Source organism: Flavonifractor sp. An10 (assembly GCF_002161215.1).
GTDB lineage: Bacteria > Bacillota > Clostridia > Oscillospirales > Oscillospiraceae > Flavonifractor > Flavonifractor avistercoris.
Map to the genome: position 1 here is coordinate 367855 of NZ_NFMB01000001.1, position 15675 is coordinate 383529.

The following is a 15675-nucleotide window of genomic DNA, read 5'->3' on the forward strand; positions in this document are numbered from 1 at the left end:
GGGGGAAGGTCAGCGTGCCGAAAAGCCTCGCAGAGTTCGCGCCCCCGGCGGCCCCCGGACGGGATCAGCTCAGGTCGATGGTCACCGCCTGATCCTCCAGCACGCGGATGGTGTCGTCGGGCTGCCAGAACCAGACCCGCTCCGCCCGGGCCAGCTCCGCCGGGTCGGCGTCCGGATAGGAGATGGTCACCGTCCAGATCCCCGTCTCCCGGTCATAGTCGCGGTTCAGGTAGGTGTCCCCCAGCTCCAGCTCCGCTCCATCCCCGTCCAGGAGGCCGAATTCTGTGCCGAAGCCGCCGTAGCCGCCGTACTGGTACAGTCCCTGGCCGGTCTGGAAGGTGGCCACGGCCTGCTCTTCCCCGATGTCCAGGGTCAGGAGGGTGTAGCCGTCCTCCGCGGAGCCGTCGGTGAGGGGCAGCCCGTCCAGGCTGCCGAATACCCGGTGGTTGCCCGCTGGCTCCCCGTCGGGGCTGACCCGCTCGTAGGGGACGATGGTGAGGAACTCCATGTCCGTGCGGCCGCCGTAGAAGGCGATGAAGTTGGAGATGGGCAGCAGGGGACTGGACACCGTGCCATAGTTCTCCTTGTACAGGTAATTCCCCTGGTCGTCCCGAATGAAGAAGTTGCTCGGAGGGTAATCCCCCGCGCCGGTGAGCACCAGCCCGCCGCCGGAGGGCGCCACCACCACCTTGGACACCTTCCACCGGCCGCCGTGGAGGGTGACAGCCTGGTTGGGCTCCACCACCAGGCTCTCCCCATCGGGGGCGCTCTTGTCCACCAGCAGGTTCAGGCTCCAGTCCCCGGAGACGCCGTAGAACAGCTCGTCGGAATAGATCTGGAGCTCCACCTGCTCCGGCAGGGTGCGGAGCACCGGGCACCGCTGGGACACCTTCAGGGTGTAGTCGTCCACCCACTCGGTCTCCTGATCCTGGCCCCAAAACTCCAGTTCCTCCCCCTCGGCTCTGAGCCGCAGGGCCCAGAGTTCCGGCTCACCCCATTCGTCCTTGGGGATGGGCTCCTCCCCGGTGATGGTGGCGTAGAGGGTGATAAAGGCCTCGTCCATGCCGATGCCATCCAGGCTGAGGGTGTAGCCCTGGTCGGTCACCGACGCCCCCACCTGGGCGGAGTAGGGCTGGAACCCCTCCGCCGCGCTGCCGAAGCCGCCGGGGCGGACAGGGTACCCAGAGGCCGCGAATACCCCGCACACACTTGTACCAAAGATGGCTGCCAAGGCTGCGACCAGAATATGCTTCACAAACTTGCGGGGCCGAGAGAAGCGACGGGCTGTTTTCTGCTGGGGCAACGTCTCCAGCAGGGTCTCCAGCCGCCCGTCAAAGTCTGCGGGAATGGGGCAGTCCTCCGCCCTGGCCCGGCCTCTCATGCGCTTGTCAAATTCGTTCATCAGGATTCCTCCTCGTTCAGCAGTTCCCGGAGCCGCTCTCTTGCCCGGCTCAGCCGGGACTTCACCGTTCCCTGGGCGACGCCGAGGGTTTTGGCGGTCTCCGCCACGTTCAGTTCCTCATAGTAGTAGAGTACCACTGCCGCCCGCTGCTCCTCCGGCAGGCGGAGCACCGCCTCCCACAGGCCATGGGCGGGTTCCTCCTCTGTGGCGCCGGCCAGGCGCTCCAGCTCGTCGGTATAGGTCACCCGGCCCTGCTTTTTCCGCAGCTCATAGGCGCAGTTGACCACGATTTTCAGCAGCCAGGCCCGGGCGGCCTCCGGTGTGCGCAGCCTGTCCCAGGACTGCCAGGCCCGCAGCACGGCTTCGCCCACCGCGTCCTCCGCGTCAGCGTCGCTGTCCAGCACGGCCCTGGCCGCGCGGAACAGGCTGCGGCCGTGCCGGGTCACCACCGCGGAAAACTGCTCCCGGGCCCGCTCCGCCGCCGTCGGCACCAATTCCATAGGCTTGCCGCCTCCTTTCTCTGTCCGGACACTCTATAGATCAATCTGAGACCGGTTTGGTTCCCGGTTCTACAAAAATTTTACCGCCCAGCCGCTGCCTGCGCTTCCAGAAGTTCAGCATTGCAAATATCATAGCGTTTATGTATGATAACGGCACAGCCCGACGGGACGGCCCACCGGCCCGACGGGGAGTTGAACACAAAGGAGCACAACCAAGTATGAAGAAAATCCCTGCCGCCCTGCTGTCCCTGGCCCTGACGGCCTCCCTGACCACCCCCCTGGCCTCGGCGGCCCAGGGCGACGCCGCCGGCTCCCTGCCCGAGCTGGACGGCCACTGGAGCCAGGCCGCCTTCGAGCGGTGGCACGCCCACGGCATCGTGGAGGGCGACAGCCGGGGCATGCGCCCCGACGCCAACATGACGGTGGCCGAGTTCGCCGCCATCCTCTGCCGGGCCATGGGCTACACCGAGACGGTGGAGAACCCCTACGCCGATCTCAGGGGCGACGAGTGGTACGCCCCCTACATCCTGCGCCTCACCGCCGCCGGCATCCTGGAGGGCGACGGCGTCAACTGCAACGCCGAGGAACCCATGAACCGGGAGCGGGCCACCGTCCTCTTTGCTCGGGCCATGGGCATCCGCCCCAGCCAGAGCCCCGACCTGTCCAACTTCGTGGACGGCGATGAGGCCGCCGACTGGTCTGTGGGCTACATCGACGCCATGGCCGACGCCGGCATTGTCCAGGGCATCGGCGGCAGCAGGCTGGCCCTGGGCGCCAGCATCACCCGGGGCTCCGTGGTCACCCTGCTGGACAACGCGGTGGCTGAGTACGCCGACCAGGACGGCGCCTCCGTCACCGGCGACGTGGACGGCATCGTGCTGGTGGCCGCCGACAGCGTGACCGTGGATGCCGCCGACGTGGACGGCGGCGTGATCGTGGCCCCCAAGGCCGGTGAGGCCAGGCTGACCGTGAAGGACTCCAGTGTGGCCGGCGAGCTGTGGGTGAACACCAAGGGCGCCGCCGTGTCCCTGGAGGGCGCCTCCCAGGTGGCGGAGCTGACCGTGGACAGGGCCGACGGCACCGTGACCGTGGGCGCGGATTCCTCCGTCAGCGCCCTCAACGCCCGGGCCGCCGTGAAGGTGGACAACCAGGGCTCCATTTCCAAGGCCAACGTCCACGCCGACAACGTGGTGCTGGACGGCAGGCAGCCCGATGCCGTGGAGGTGGCCGAGGGCGTGACCCCGCCCACCGACAGCGACGGCGACACCGTCACCGGCGGCGTGGAGAAGGTGTCCGGCGTGGTGGGCGTCCGCCCCGTGGATCAGGACAGCCCTGAGACCCAGCTGCCCGCCGTCACCGCCAAGGCCGTCAAGCGCGCCGGCGAGGACTTTGTCCGCGTGGCCCTGTCCACCGACGAGGTGGTGCCCGTCCACCAGAGCGAGGGCGCCGGCAAGGGCGCCTGGGTGGGCGTGGCCTTCGCCGCCCCCGAGGGCTATGAGGGGGACACCTTCCACTATGCCTTCGGCACCGAGGAGAGCGGTGAGGCCGGCCAGAGCACCGGCGTGACCGAGAACCCCTCCATCGGCGAGGGCAAGTACGCGGTGTTCTTCATCAACGCCGCCGCCCTCACCCCCAAGACCCACATCACCCTCCAGTGGGACGGCCGGGAGGCGGTCCGCTATGAGGTGGATCTGTCCGGCGTCCGGGTGGACATCCCGGAGCTGACCGGCGTCACCGTGTCCACCCACCAGCTGCCCGCCGGCGTCTCCTCCACCGCCGAGGGCCTGGCCTTTGACGGCTCCACCGCCCTGGTGGAGAACGGCGGCTCCGGAGAGCTGACCCAGTCCCAGGTGGCCGCCATGGGCGGCGGCGGCGAGTACACCGTGTACTACTCCGTGCCCCAGGCCCTGGGTGAGGGCACCCTCCAGTTCGACAAGATCGCCCGCTCCGTCAACGGCGGCAAGTGGAACACCTGGGCCATGCCCAGCTCCACCGGCGCCGATGCCGGCGCCGGCTGGTGGACAAAGGACGGCGACAACTACTACTTCAAGTGGGGCGCCGTGTTCGCCCAGCAGGCGGAGGATGTCTACCAGATGAAGGACGGCGGCGTGTTTGACTACACCATCGCCTTCCTGTCCAGCGACGGCTCCCAGGACAACGTGGCAGCCACCTGTACCTTCCGCATCGATCTCAGCGGCTACACCATCACCGCCGACGAGTAAGCGGCTTAACCGAGGGAGGCCCCCGCCGGCGGCGGGGGCCTCCCTGTATGATCTGAAAAATTCCCCCGAAGGGGGCGCAATCCGGTGTTGCTTTTTTGCCCCGGCTCCATTATAATATCCCCCGGCCTTTTTGCGCCCGGCAGGGCGTGTAAAATTTGCAAAGGCCCTTGCAATAAAACAAAAATCATGATATCATTTCTTAAACCAAAAGTTTGATATGTAAATCTGAAAGGCTGGAATGATAGAGATGAGCAAAAAACAGGCATTGACCGAGTTTCATCGCGGTTCCATCCTGGCAGCGGCTGAGCGGCTGTTTGCAGAGAAGGGGACGGAAAAGACGACGATGGACGACATCGCCCGGGAGGCGGAGTACAGCAAGGCGACCCTGTATGTCTATTTCCAGAGCAAGGAGGAGATTATCAACGCCATCCTCCTCAGCGGCATGGTGCTGCTGAAAAAGAAGATCCACGAGGCCATTGAGAGCCACAGCGACTGGTACCAGGCCTATGACGCGGTGTGCCGGGCCATTGTCCGCTTTTATGATGAGAATCCCACGGCCTACGACGCGGCCACCGGGGCCATGCCCCTGTCCCAGGCGTCGGACGAGGCCAAGAAGGGCGTGGCCGACATCCAGCGGGTGAACGGCGAGATCAATGAGGAGCTGGCCGCCTTCCTGGTGCGGGGCGCGGCGGAGGGGGCGGTGCGCTCCCAGCTGCCCCCCATGGAGACGGTGCTGCTGTTCTGGTCGGCCCTGTCCGGCATGGTGCACACTGCAGAGCTGCGGGAGGAGTATATCGGCACCGCCATCGGCCTGTCCCGGGAGGAGTTCCTCCAGCACGGCAGCCGGCTGCTCCTGGCCGCCATCACCAAGGTCAACGCGTAAGCGGAGGCAGGCAGCGAATCACCAGGGGGGCGCCGCGAAAGCGGCGCCCCCCAGCCTGTCGAAAAAGTCTTTTCGACAGGCTGCTGAACTTTTTGAAACTTCAAAAAAGTTTCAAAAAGTTGTTTGATCCAACGCGAAAGGGAACCCTGACGGTTCATCTCCGCGCCAAGTGCCGCCGCATTGCGGCGGTTGCGCTTCGAAACGCCCTGCGGGGCAGCCTTTCACACTATCCTTCCCTCCGAATCCTCCAGCAGGAGGGTTTATCGACAGCCTCAGGGGGGCGCCGCGAAAGCGGCGCCCCCCTTCCTGTGCCCGCCGGGCTTACAGCCCCAGCGTATCGGCCAGCTCGGCCTTCATGTGGCTCATCCGCCGGCCGGCCTTCCGGGCGGCCCGGCGCACGTCGGGGTTCTGCATCCCCCGGGCGGCCACCGCCATGCCGATGGCGGCGCCGGCCAGAACACCCAGGCCCATGCCCTCTAGAAACGCATGCTTGGTCACTGTGATTCGCCCCCTTCCAGATCTGCGTCCGGAAATAGTATGGCCGGGAGCGCGGAAAAAACCGCTGCTAAATATTGTGTTTCCATCGCTTTCAAGGTATAATACCAGAAGAAAGAGATGATCGAGGAGGGGAGACGGGAGCGCGCCTGTGTTCTCCTCTTTTTGTGTGCGCCATGGGGCGCAGGGAAGCGTTTTTTCGTGAAGAAAGGAGTGATCTCGTGAAGCTGTTGATTCGGCAGGGGCGGCTGGTGGATCCGGTGGGCGGCATCGGCGGCGTTATGGACGTCCTGCTGGAGGACGGCAGGGTGGCGATGATCGGCAGCAACATCAGCGAGCCGGACGCCCAGGTGATTGACGCCAGCGGCCTGGTGGTGTGCGCCGGGCTGGTGGATATGCACGTGCACCTGCGGGAGCCGGGCTTTGAGTACAAGGAGACCATCGAGACCGGGGCGGCGGCGGCGGCCCACGGGGGCTTTACCTCCATCGCCTGCATGCCCAATACCCGGCCCGCCACCGACAGCCCGGAGCGGATTGACTACGTAAAGCAGAAGGCGGCCAAGGCCTGCGGCGTCCACGTCTGGCCCATCGGGGCGGTGACGGTGGGGGAGTCGGGGCAGGAGCTCACCAACTTCGAGGCGCTGAAGGAGGCCGGGGCGGTGGCCCTGTCCGACGACGGGGTGCCGGTGCAGAATGCCAACCTCATGCGGGACGGGCTGATCCTGGCCCACCGGCAGAACCTGACCATCCTGTCCCACTGTGAGGACGCGGACATGGTGAAGAACTACGCGGTGAACGAGGGCCGGGTGTCCCGGCAGCTGCGGCTCAACGGCCGGCCCGCCATCGCCGAGGAGCTGATGGTGGCCCGGGACGCCATGCTGGCGGAGGAGACCGGCGGCGCGGTGCACATCTGCCACATCTCCACCGCCAAGTCGGTGGCTCTGGTGCGGCGGTACAAGCGCAAGGGGGTGCAGATCACCTGCGAGACCTGCCCCCAGTATTTCTCCCTCACTGAGGACGAGATTCTCTCCCAGGGCTCCCTGGCCCGGGTGAATCCGCCCCTGCGCACCAAGTCCGACGTGGAGGCCATCATCGAGGGCCTGAAGGACGGCACCATCGACGCCATCGCCACCGACCACGCCCCCCACTCCGCCGAGGAGAAGGCCAGGCCCCTCACCGAGGCCCCCAGCGGCATGGTGGGGCTGGAGACCGCCCTGGCGGTGACCCTGACCTACCTCTACCACACGGGGGAGATGAACCTGTCCGACATCCTGCGCAAGATGACCATCAACCCGGCCTGTATCCTCCGCCTGCCCACCAAGGGCCGGCTGTCCATCGGGGCGGACGGGGACATGGTGATTTTCGATCCGGATGAGGAGTGGGTGGTGGATCCCAATCAATTCGCCTCCAGGGGGCGCAATACCCCCTTTGGCGGCAAGACCCTGAGGGGAAAAGTCAAATATACCATCGTAGGCGGCCGGGTCGTCTACCGGGAAGGAGAATAAATCATGTCCTTTGATGTACTGCAGGAGAAGATCATTGCCCTGAAAAATCCCACGGTGGCGGGCCTGGATCCCAAGCCGGAGTATGTGCCGGAGCATATCCGCAGGGAGTCCTACGGCAGGTACGGCGAGACCCTGGAGGGGGCGGCGGACGCCGTGCTCCAGTTCAACAAGGGCCTCATCGACGCCCTGTGCGACATCGTCCCCGCCGTCAAGCCCCAGTCCGCCTATTACGAGCGGCTGGGCTGGCACGGCATGATCGCGCTGGAGCAGACCATCCGCTACGCCCACGGGAAGGGCATGTACGTCATCGCCGACATCAAGCGGGGGGACATCGGCTCCACGGCGGAGGCCTACGCCGACGCCTGGCTGGGCGCCACCAAGGTGGGGGAGACCCTGTGCCAGGGCTTCAACGCCGACTGCGTCACCCTCAACGGCTATATGGGGGCGGACAGCGTCAACCCCTTCCTGAAGGTGGCGGGGGAGCGGGACAAGTGCGTGTTTATCCTTGCCAAGACCTCCAACCCCGGCTCCGGTGAGCTGCAGAACGTCACCGCCGGGGACAACGACACGGTGTACGGCCTCATGGCCGATCTGATCGAGAAGTGGGGCGCGGGCACCGAGGGGAAATATGGCTACACCCGGGCCGGCGCGGTGGCCGGGGCCACCTACCCCGAGGAGCTGCAGAAGCTCCGGGCCCGGATGCCCCACACCTTCCTGCTGGTGCCCGGCTACGGCGCCCAGGGCGGCACCGCCGAGGACGTGCAGTACGCCTTCCAGGATGGAGGGAAGGGCGCCATCGTCAACTCCTCCCGGGGTATCATCTGCGCCTGGCAGAAGACCGGAAAGAACGGCGAGGACTACCAGGAGGCGGCCCGGAACGCCGCCATCGCCATGCGGGACGACATCTGCCGGTTCATCACCATCGGGTAAGGAGGGAAGACCATGCCTGTTCAGCAGCGCTGTACCGTGGTGGAGATGACGCCGATCAACCCCACCACCTATTGGATGGTTCTGGAGGTGGGCAACATGGTGGAGGAGCTGGGGCTCCGTGCCGGGCAGTTCCTCCATGTGGCCTGCGGGGAGGCCAATCTCCTCCGCCGGCCCATCTCCGTGGCCCTCGCCTATCCGGACGAGCCGGAGGACACCGCCGCCCTGATCTTCGAGGTGAAGGGGGAGGGCACCCGCTGGCTGGCCCGGCGTCAGGTGGGGGACACCGTGGACGTGCTGGGCCCCCTGGGCAACGGCTTTGCTGTGGAGAATGGGGGCCGCTACCTCCTGGTGGGGGGCGGCATCGGCACGCCCCCTCTGCTGGGCTATGCCGAAGCCTTCCGTCAGAACGCCGTGGCCGTGCTGGGCTTCCGGTCGGCGGATCGGGTGATCCTGGAGGAGCGGTACCGGGAAGCCTGTAAAGAAGTTTACCTTTGCACAGATGACGGAAGCGCCGGGCGGCACGGCTTTGTGGACGCCCAGGTGAGGGATATACTTGAAAAGGATAAGAACTTTACAGCAATTCTGGCCTGCGGCCCCAGGCCCATGCTGAAAAGCGTGGCTGCCGTGGCTGCGGAGTTCGGCGTGCCCTGCCAGGTGTCCATGGAGGAGCGGATGGCCTGCGGCGTGGGGGCCTGCCTGGGCTGCGCCATCCAGATAGCCGACGGCACCATGAAGCACGTCTGCAAGGACGGGCCGGTATTTGACGCGGGGGAGGTGGACTGGGATGTCTAAGGTGGATCTGTCTGTGGTTTTGGCGGGCGTCCGCCTGAAAAACCCCATTGTGGTGGCCTCCGGCACCTTCGGCTTCGGCCGGGAGTACGGCCAGTTTTACGATCTCAGCGAGCTGGGGGGCATCTGCTGCAAGGGCCTGACCCTCCACCGGCGGGAGGGCAACCCGCCCCCCCGCATCGCCGAGACTCCCATGGGCATCCTCAACTCCGTGGGGCTTCAGAACCCGGGGGTGGACGCCTTCATCGAGTACGAGCTGCCAGAGCTGCGGAAGCACGATCTGGCGGTGATCGCCAACATCTCCGGCAGCACGCCGGAGGAGTACGGCATCATGTGTGAAAAGCTGTCGGAGGCCGGAGTGGACATGATTGAGGTCAATATCTCCTGCCCCAACGTGAAGGCCGGCGGCCTGGCCTACGGCACCAAGCCGGAGCTGGCCGCCGAGGTCACGGCGGTAGCCAAGGCCCACGCCGGAACAGTGCCGGTGATGGTGAAGCTGTCCCCCAACGTCACCGACATCACCGAGATCGCCAGGGCCGTGGCGGACGCGGGGGCGGACGCCCTGTCCCTGATCAACACCCTGCGGGGCATGCGCATCGACGTGAACACCCGGCGGCCCATTTTGAAGATGAACACCGGCGGCCTGTCCGGCCCCGCCGTGCTCCCCGTGGCGGTGCGCATGGTGTGGGAGGTGTCCTGTGCCGTCCCCGGCCTGCCCATCCTGGGCATGGGCGGCGTGGCAAAAGGGGAGGACGCGGCCCAGCTCATGCTGGCCGGGGCCTCCGCCGTGGCGGTGGGCACCGCCTGCTTTGCCGATCCCTACGCCCCCGTCAAGGTGCGGGACGAGCTGGCGGAGCTGGCCGCGGAGCAGGGCCTGGCCCGGGCGGCCGACCTCACCGGCGGCGTGCGCCCCTGGTGACGCCATGGAGCGGAACACCTGTTATCTGGCCCTCACCGTGGCGGAGGCGGCCCGCACCGTATCCGAGCTGGTGGAGAAGGACGGCCTGACCAGCAGGATGGTAGACTGCCACGAGCTGCGGCAGGGGGACGAGCTGCGGGGCATGGTGCTGATTTTTGAGAAATACTTCATCCGGGCGGGGAGCCGCCTGACCATGACGGCGGTGCTCGACAGCCTGGAGGGCCGCACCCGGCTCTACTGGGCGGTCACCGGCGGCGAGGGGATTCTGGGCCAGAGCGGCGACAGCAAGGCTGCGGCGGAGAAGTACAGCGAGTCCCTGCGGCAGAAGCTGTTCCCCTATCTGGCCCTGGACTGACGGAAGGAGCGGTACATGGACAGCTATTTTGTATCCCTGGACGCGGTGGACTGCGCCAACCGCATCCGGGAGGCGGTGTTCGACAGCGTCACCGGCGAGGAGATCGACGCCTATGCCATCACCCACCCCAGCGGAGGCCGGTGCATCGTGCTGGTGTTTGAGAAGCACTACTACCGGGCGGGCAACCGGCTCACCCTCACCGTCACCCTGGACGACTTCACGGGCAGAACCCGGGTTCACTGCGCCAGCGGCGGCGGGGGCGAGGGCCTGTTCCGCTTCGACTGGGGCGCGGCGGAGTCCTTTGAGGGCGTCGTCCACGACGCGCTGGGCCCCTACCGGCTTTGAGAAAGGAGCGGCAGATGAACTACACGGCCGAGCTGTATCCGGCGCTGACGATGGAGGAGTGTGCGAAGCGGGTTTCCGACGCGGTGCTTCACGGCGGCTTTGGCAGTGGGACAGAGGTGGATCGCTACACGGTGGAGACCGCTGAAGGGCCTGTATGTATCCTGCTGTTTGACACATACTATACGTTCACACAAAGTACGCTGCCGCTGTGCGCGGTGCTGGATACGGTGACGGGGCGGCTCCGGCTCCATCTGAGCGTCAAGGATGACTCGGAATACCACAGCATCCGCACCTATCCGGCAAAAAAGCTGCTCCAGCTGGTAGAGAAGGCCCTGGAGGAATGAGCCCAATGGATTTCAGATGCAGAGGTGCAGCAGAGCAATGACAACCGTTTATCTGATCCGCCACGCGGAGGCGGAGGGGAACCTGTACCGCCGTGTCCACGGCTGGTACGACAGCCTGATCACCGAGAACGGCTACCGGCAGATCGCGGCCCTGCGGGGCCGCTTTGCCGATGTGCCCATCGACGCGGTGTACTCCAGCGACCTGTTCCGCACCATGACCACCGCCCGGGCCATCTACCCGGGCCACGGCCTGGAGCTCCACACCACCCCGGGCCTGCGGGAGATCGGCGTGGGGGTGTGGGAGGACAAGCCCTGGGGCGCGCTGGAGCGGGAGGACGCCCTGAACCTGATCCGCTTCAACCACTGCTCCCCGGAGTTCAGGGTGCGGGGCGGGGAGACCTTTGCCCAGGTGCAGGCCCGGATCAGGGAGACGGTGTTCCGGCTGGCCGCCGCCCACCCGGGCCAGACCATTGCCCTGTTCTCCCACGGCACCGCCATCCGCTGCCTCCAGGCCGCCATCCGCGGGCTGGGCCCCGGCGAGATGGACGGCCTGGGCCACAGCGACAACACGGCGGTGACCTGCCTGGAGATCCAGGGGGAAAAGGCCCGCATCGTCTTTGAAAACGACAACTCCCACCTGCCGGAGGAGATCTCCACCCTGGCCCGGCAGAAGTGGTGGAAGGAGCGGGACGGGGGCGGCGGCGACGCCAACCTGTGGTTCCGCCCCCTGAACATGAAGAAGGAGGCGGAGCGCTTCCGGGCCGCCCGCCACGAGGCATGGCAGAACATCCATGGCACGTCGGTGCCCTTCGACGGGGACGGCTTCGTGAAGGACGCCCTGCGCTGCTGGAAGCAGGATCCCCACAAAGCGGTCATGTGGGCCATGCGCCGGGACGAGCCCGCCGGCATCCTCCACCTGGATCTGGAGCGGGACGCCGACCAGGGCGTGGGCTACATACCCTTTTTCTACATGATGCCCCAGCTGCGCTGCCAGGGTCTGGGGGTGCAGCTGCTGGGCCAGGCGGTGTCCGCCTTCCGCCCCCTGGGCCGCACCCGCCTGCGCCTGCGCTGCGCCCCGGACAACCTGCGGGCCCAGCGCTTCTATCAGAAGTACGGCTTCGTCAAGGTGGGGGAGGCCCAGGGCAGCCGGGTGCCCCTGGACATCCTGGAGAAGGACATCGGATATACCGTAAAAGAAGATTGGATGAACCTATGAATCAGTTTTTACCCGTCAGCGTCGCGGATATGGAGGCGCGGGGCTGGGACAGCTATGACTTTTTGATCATCACCGGCGACGCCTATGTGGATCACCCCTCCTTCGGCCCGGCCATTATCTCCCGGGTGCTGGAGGCGGAGGGCTACCGGGTGGCCATCCTGGCCCAGCCGGACTGGCGCAAGGCCAGCTCCTTTACGGCCCTTGGCCGTCCCCGGCTGGGCGTCATGCTGTCCAGCGGCAATATCGACTCCATGGTGGCCCACTATACCGTGGCCAAGAAGCGCCGCCATGACGACGCCTATTCCCCGGGAAACAGGGCCGGCCTGCGGCCAGACCGGGCGGTGATCGTCTACGCCAACAAGGTGCGGGAGGCCTTTGGGGACATCCCGCTGATCATCGGCGGGCTGGAGGCGTCCCTGCGCCGCTTTGCCCATTACGACTACTGGGAGGACAAGGTGCGCCGGGCGGTGCTCTTTGACAGCCAGGCAGACCTGCTGGTCTACGGCATGGGGGAGACCGCCACCCGGGAGATCGCCGCCCGTCTGGCCTCCGGCACCCCCATCGGGGAGATCACCGATGTAAAGGGAACTGCCTTTATCGCCAAAGATCCCTCCGCCTGCGCCTATCCCAAGGTGGAGTGCCCCTCCTTCGAGGAGGTGTCCACCGACAAGCGCTCCTATGCCCAGGCCAACCAGATCCAGTACGAGGAGCACGACCCCATCCGGGGGAGGGCCATCCTCCAGCGCCACGGCGACCGGCTGCTCATCGTCAACCCGCCGGCCATGCCCCTGACCACCGCCGAGCTGGATTTTGTGGCGGAGCTGCCCTACGTGCGGGAGCCCCATCCCATGTACGACCAGATGGGGGGCGTACCCGCCATCGAGGAGGTGCGCTTCTCCGTGGCCCACAACCGGGGGTGCTTCGGGGCGTGCAATTTCTGCTCCCTGGCCTTCCACCAGGGGCGGATCATCTCCTCCCGCAGCCACGAGAGCGTACTGCGGGAGGTGGAGGCCCTGACGAAGCACCCCGGCTTCAAGGGATATATCCACGACGTGGGCGGCCCCACCGCCAACTTCCGCCGGCCCGCCTGCAGGAAGCAGATGAAGGCGGGGCTGTGCCGGAACCGGGCCTGCCTGGCTCCCGAGCCCTGCCCCAACCTGGACGCCGACCACACCGATTACCTGATGCTGCTGCGGAAAATCCGGGCGGTGCCGGGGGTGAAGAAGGTATTCATCCGCTCCGGCATCCGGTTTGACTACATGCTGAAGGACCCCAGCGGGGAGTTCTTCGCCGAGCTGGTGAAGTACCACGTGTCCGGCCAGCTGAAGGTGGCGCCGGAGCACTGCGTGGACGGCGTGCTGGACTATATGGGCAAGCCCCACATCGCTGTGTATGAGAAGTTCCGGCAGAAGTACGAGCGGCTCAACCAGAAGTACGGCAAGGAGCAGTATCTGGTGCCCTACCTCATGTCCTCCCACCCGGGCTGCACTCTGGACGACGCCATCCGCCTGGCCGAGTGGCTCAACAAGTCCGGCCGCCAGCCGGAGCAGGTGCAGGACTTCTACCCCACGCCGGGCACCCTGTCCACCTGCATGTACTACACCGGCATCGACCCCCGCACCATGCAGCCGGTGTACGTCCCCAAAGATCCCCACGAGAAGGCCATGCAGCGGGCCCTGATGCAGTGGAAGCGGCCGGAGAAGCGCCCCCTGGTGCGGGAGGCCCTTCACCGGGCCCACCGGGAGGATCTGATCGGCTATGGCAAGGGCTGCCTGCTCCGGCCCACCAAGCCCGCCGGGGCGGGAGAGCAGGCTGCGCGGCACGCCCCCGCCAGGGGGAAGCAGGGCGCCGGACGGGCGGCCTCCAAAGGGAAGCCGGCCTCCGGCCAGGCCAGGGCTGCGGAAAAGCCCCGCCAGCGCCCGGCCAAAAAGGCGGGCTGGGCGGCGGCCAAGCCCAAGAAAAACGCCAGGCCCAGGAAGGGAAAGGGCTGGCGGTAATCCGGCGGACAGCAGGGCCCCGGCCGATAACTCGGCCGGGGCCCGATTTGCAGCCAAAAGGCCGGGGAGTATGCTGCCTGCATATTGCTTTGGCTTCCAATATGTAGTAGACTAAATACCAACCGCAGGACACAGAGCAAACCCTCCCCGCCCGGAAGGCGGAAACCCTCAAACTGAGGAGGAAGAAAGGAAGAGTGCCATGAAAAAGCGAATCCTGTCCCTGCTTCTGTCCCTTGCTTTGCTGATCTCCCTGGCCCCCGCCGCCCTGGCCGCGTCCCCCACCCAGGTGGTGGCCCTGAAGATCAACAGCCCCTGGTGCGTCATCGGCAGCGAGACCACCACCATTGACACCGCCAACGACAAGGTGGTGCCGGTGGCGGAGAGCGGCCGCACCCTGGTGCCCATCGCCCGGATCCTGGAGGCCTTCGGCGGCAGCGCCACCTGGGTGCCCGAGACCAACGGCGTGCTGTGCAGCCTCAACGGCATCGAGGTGGAGCTGACCCTGAATACCACCACCGCCCTGGTCAACGGCGAGAGCGTCACCCTGGACGTGCCCGCCAAGGCCATGAACAGCCGCACCTTTGTTCCGGTGCGCTTCGTCAGCGAGAGCCTGGGCCTGACCGTGCAGTACGAGCCCACCAATCAGATCGTGGTGGTGGCCGACGGCGACGTGGACGCCAGCGCCCTCACCAGCCTGTCCCAGGTCAAGACCCTCATCGAAAAGACCACCCCCAAGGCGGAGCCCACCACCCTCACCCAGCAGAGTTATGCCCTGCCCTCCGGCACGGTGAGCGCCAAGGTGATCACCGTCAACATGAGTGATCCCCGGGTGAGCGTCAAGGCGGCCCTGCCCGACAACAAGCTGAACAACACCCGCGCCTTCTCCGACATCTGCGCCGCCTCCGGCGCGGTGGCGGTGATCAACGCCAACTACTTCCAGTCCTACAATGCCATCAAGGATCCCATCGGCCACGTGATGGTGAACGGCCAGTTCCTCTACGGCTCCACCGGGCTCAACTCCCTGGGCATCACCGCCGACAACAAGATGACCTTCGGCCGGCCGGCCATGTTCTTCCGGGTCAAGACCACCGACGGCGGCAAGGCCCAGGAGTGGTCGGGCTATGAGTGCAATGTGCTCTCCCAGTTCGCCAATCAGTCGGTGCTCTATACCCCCGCCTGGGGCGCCTCCTTCCCGGTGACCTACCCCGGCGCCGTGCTGGTGGTGGAGAACGGCGTCACCACCAACTACCGCACCGTGGCCAGCGGTGAGACCATCACCATCCCCGCCAACGGCTTCGTGCTCTATTCCAGCAACGAGGTCACCTCCACCGCCTGGTACCAGATCCCGGAGATGGGCCGCGCGGTGACCATCGAGCCCTACCTGTTCGCCAACGCCGACTCCGAGGGCTTTGAGCTGGAGGGCGTGCAGAGCATCGTCTCCGGCGGCCCCATCCTGATCAAGGACGGCGCCGTGGTGAGCCAGATGGAGTCCCTGTTCGCCAACGACACCAGCGGCCGGTTCAGCGTCAACGGCTCCGCCCCCCGCACGGCCGTGGGCGCCACCGCGGACAACAAGCTGGTGCTGGTCAGCGTCTCCTCCGGCACCATCCAGCAGATGCGGGAGCTGATGAGCCAGCTGGGCTGTGTGGACGCCTTCTGCCTGGACGGCGGCGGCTCCACTGCCATGTACTACAAGGGCCAGACCCTTGCCAGCCCCGGCCGGCAGCTCACCACCACCCTGCAGGTCTTTGTCAGCGAGTAAAAACGTTATGA

The 15675-nt window shown here is 66.3% G+C and carries 15 protein-coding genes; 12 read left to right on the forward strand and 3 right to left on the reverse strand.

Annotation, left to right across the window (positions count from 1 at the left end):
• Positions 1-64: 64 nt before the first annotated feature.
• Both B5E42_RS01880 and B5E42_RS01885 read right to left on the reverse strand, forming a co-directional pair.
• Positions 65-1402, reverse strand: coding sequence for a DUF4179 domain-containing protein (locus B5E42_RS01880; RefSeq protein WP_087236336.1), 1338 nt, complete (start codon positions 1400-1402; stop codon positions 65-67).
• Positions 1402-1902, reverse strand: a complete 501-nt coding sequence (locus B5E42_RS01885) for an RNA polymerase sigma factor (RefSeq protein ID WP_087236338.1) — start codon at positions 1900-1902, stop codon at positions 1402-1404. Before B5E42_RS01885 ends, B5E42_RS01880 begins: the two co-directional genes overlap by 1 nt.
• 218 nt (positions 1903-2120) lie before the next feature.
• Here B5E42_RS01885 and B5E42_RS01890 point away from each other — a divergent pair, with 218 nt between their 5' ends.
• Both B5E42_RS01890 and B5E42_RS01895 read left to right on the forward strand, forming a co-directional pair.
• Entirely contained in the window at positions 2121-4124 is a 2004-nt protein-coding gene (locus tag B5E42_RS01890) for an S-layer homology domain-containing protein (protein WP_087236341.1), read from the forward strand.
• Between the two features lie 247 nt (positions 4125-4371).
• Positions 4372-5007: a TetR/AcrR family transcriptional regulator gene (locus B5E42_RS01895; RefSeq protein ID WP_087236343.1), complete on the forward strand. Its 636-nt coding sequence runs from the start codon at positions 4372-4374 to the stop codon at positions 5005-5007.
• Positions 5008-5328: 321 nt separating this feature from the next.
• Here B5E42_RS01895 and B5E42_RS19265 read toward each other — a convergent pair whose 3' ends face one another.
• A complete protein-coding gene (locus tag B5E42_RS19265) occupies positions 5329-5505 on the reverse strand; it encodes a hypothetical protein (protein ID WP_191379024.1) in 177 nt (58 codons plus the stop codon).
• A 218-nt stretch (positions 5506-5723) separates the two neighbouring features.
• On the opposite strand from B5E42_RS19265, the gene B5E42_RS01900 reads away from it, so the two are divergent.
• From B5E42_RS01900 to B5E42_RS01945, 10 genes are all read left to right on the forward strand, one after another.
• Positions 5724-7007 carry a dihydroorotase gene (locus B5E42_RS01900; RefSeq protein WP_087236345.1) on the forward strand — a complete coding sequence of 428 codons (1284 nt, stop codon included), beginning with the start codon at positions 5724-5726 and terminating at the stop codon, positions 7005-7007.
• A gap of 3 nt (positions 7008-7010) precedes the next feature.
• A complete protein-coding gene (gene pyrF, locus B5E42_RS01905; protein WP_087236347.1) occupies positions 7011-7937 on the forward strand; it encodes an orotidine-5'-phosphate decarboxylase in 927 nt (308 codons plus the stop codon).
• A gap of 12 nt (positions 7938-7949) precedes the next feature.
• Entirely contained in the window at positions 7950-8729 is a 780-nt protein-coding gene (locus tag B5E42_RS01910) for a dihydroorotate dehydrogenase electron transfer subunit (protein ID WP_087236350.1), read from the forward strand.
• Positions 8722-9645 carry a dihydroorotate dehydrogenase gene (locus tag B5E42_RS01915; protein ID WP_087236352.1) on the forward strand — a complete coding sequence of 308 codons (924 nt, stop codon included), beginning with the start codon at positions 8722-8724 and terminating at the stop codon, positions 9643-9645. Before B5E42_RS01910 ends, B5E42_RS01915 begins: the two co-directional genes overlap by 8 nt.
• Before the next feature lie 4 nt (positions 9646-9649).
• On the forward strand, positions 9650-10000 hold the full coding sequence (locus B5E42_RS01920) for a DUF6054 family protein (RefSeq protein WP_087236354.1): 351 nt from the start codon (positions 9650-9652) through the stop codon (positions 9998-10000).
• Between the two features lie 15 nt (positions 10001-10015).
• Positions 10016-10345 (forward strand): DUF6054 family protein, encoded by a 330-nt coding sequence (locus tag B5E42_RS01925; protein WP_087236356.1) that lies wholly within the window; start codon positions 10016-10018, stop codon positions 10343-10345.
• Between the two features lie 14 nt (positions 10346-10359).
• Positions 10360-10689, forward strand: coding sequence for a hypothetical protein (locus tag B5E42_RS01930; RefSeq protein WP_087236358.1), 330 nt, complete (start codon positions 10360-10362; stop codon positions 10687-10689).
• Positions 10690-10726: 37 nt separating this feature from the next.
• Positions 10727-11905, forward strand: a complete 1179-nt coding sequence (locus B5E42_RS01935; protein ID WP_087236360.1) for a bifunctional histidine phosphatase family protein/GNAT family N-acetyltransferase — start codon at positions 10727-10729, stop codon at positions 11903-11905.
• Positions 11902-13902, forward strand: coding sequence for a YgiQ family radical SAM protein (locus B5E42_RS01940; RefSeq protein WP_087236362.1), 2001 nt, complete (start codon positions 11902-11904; stop codon positions 13900-13902). Before B5E42_RS01935 ends, B5E42_RS01940 begins: the two co-directional genes overlap by 4 nt.
• A gap of 199 nt (positions 13903-14101) precedes the next feature.
• Entirely contained in the window at positions 14102-15664 is a 1563-nt protein-coding gene (locus B5E42_RS01945) for a phosphodiester glycosidase family protein (RefSeq protein ID WP_087236364.1), read from the forward strand.
• Positions 15665-15675 lie beyond the last annotated feature (11 nt).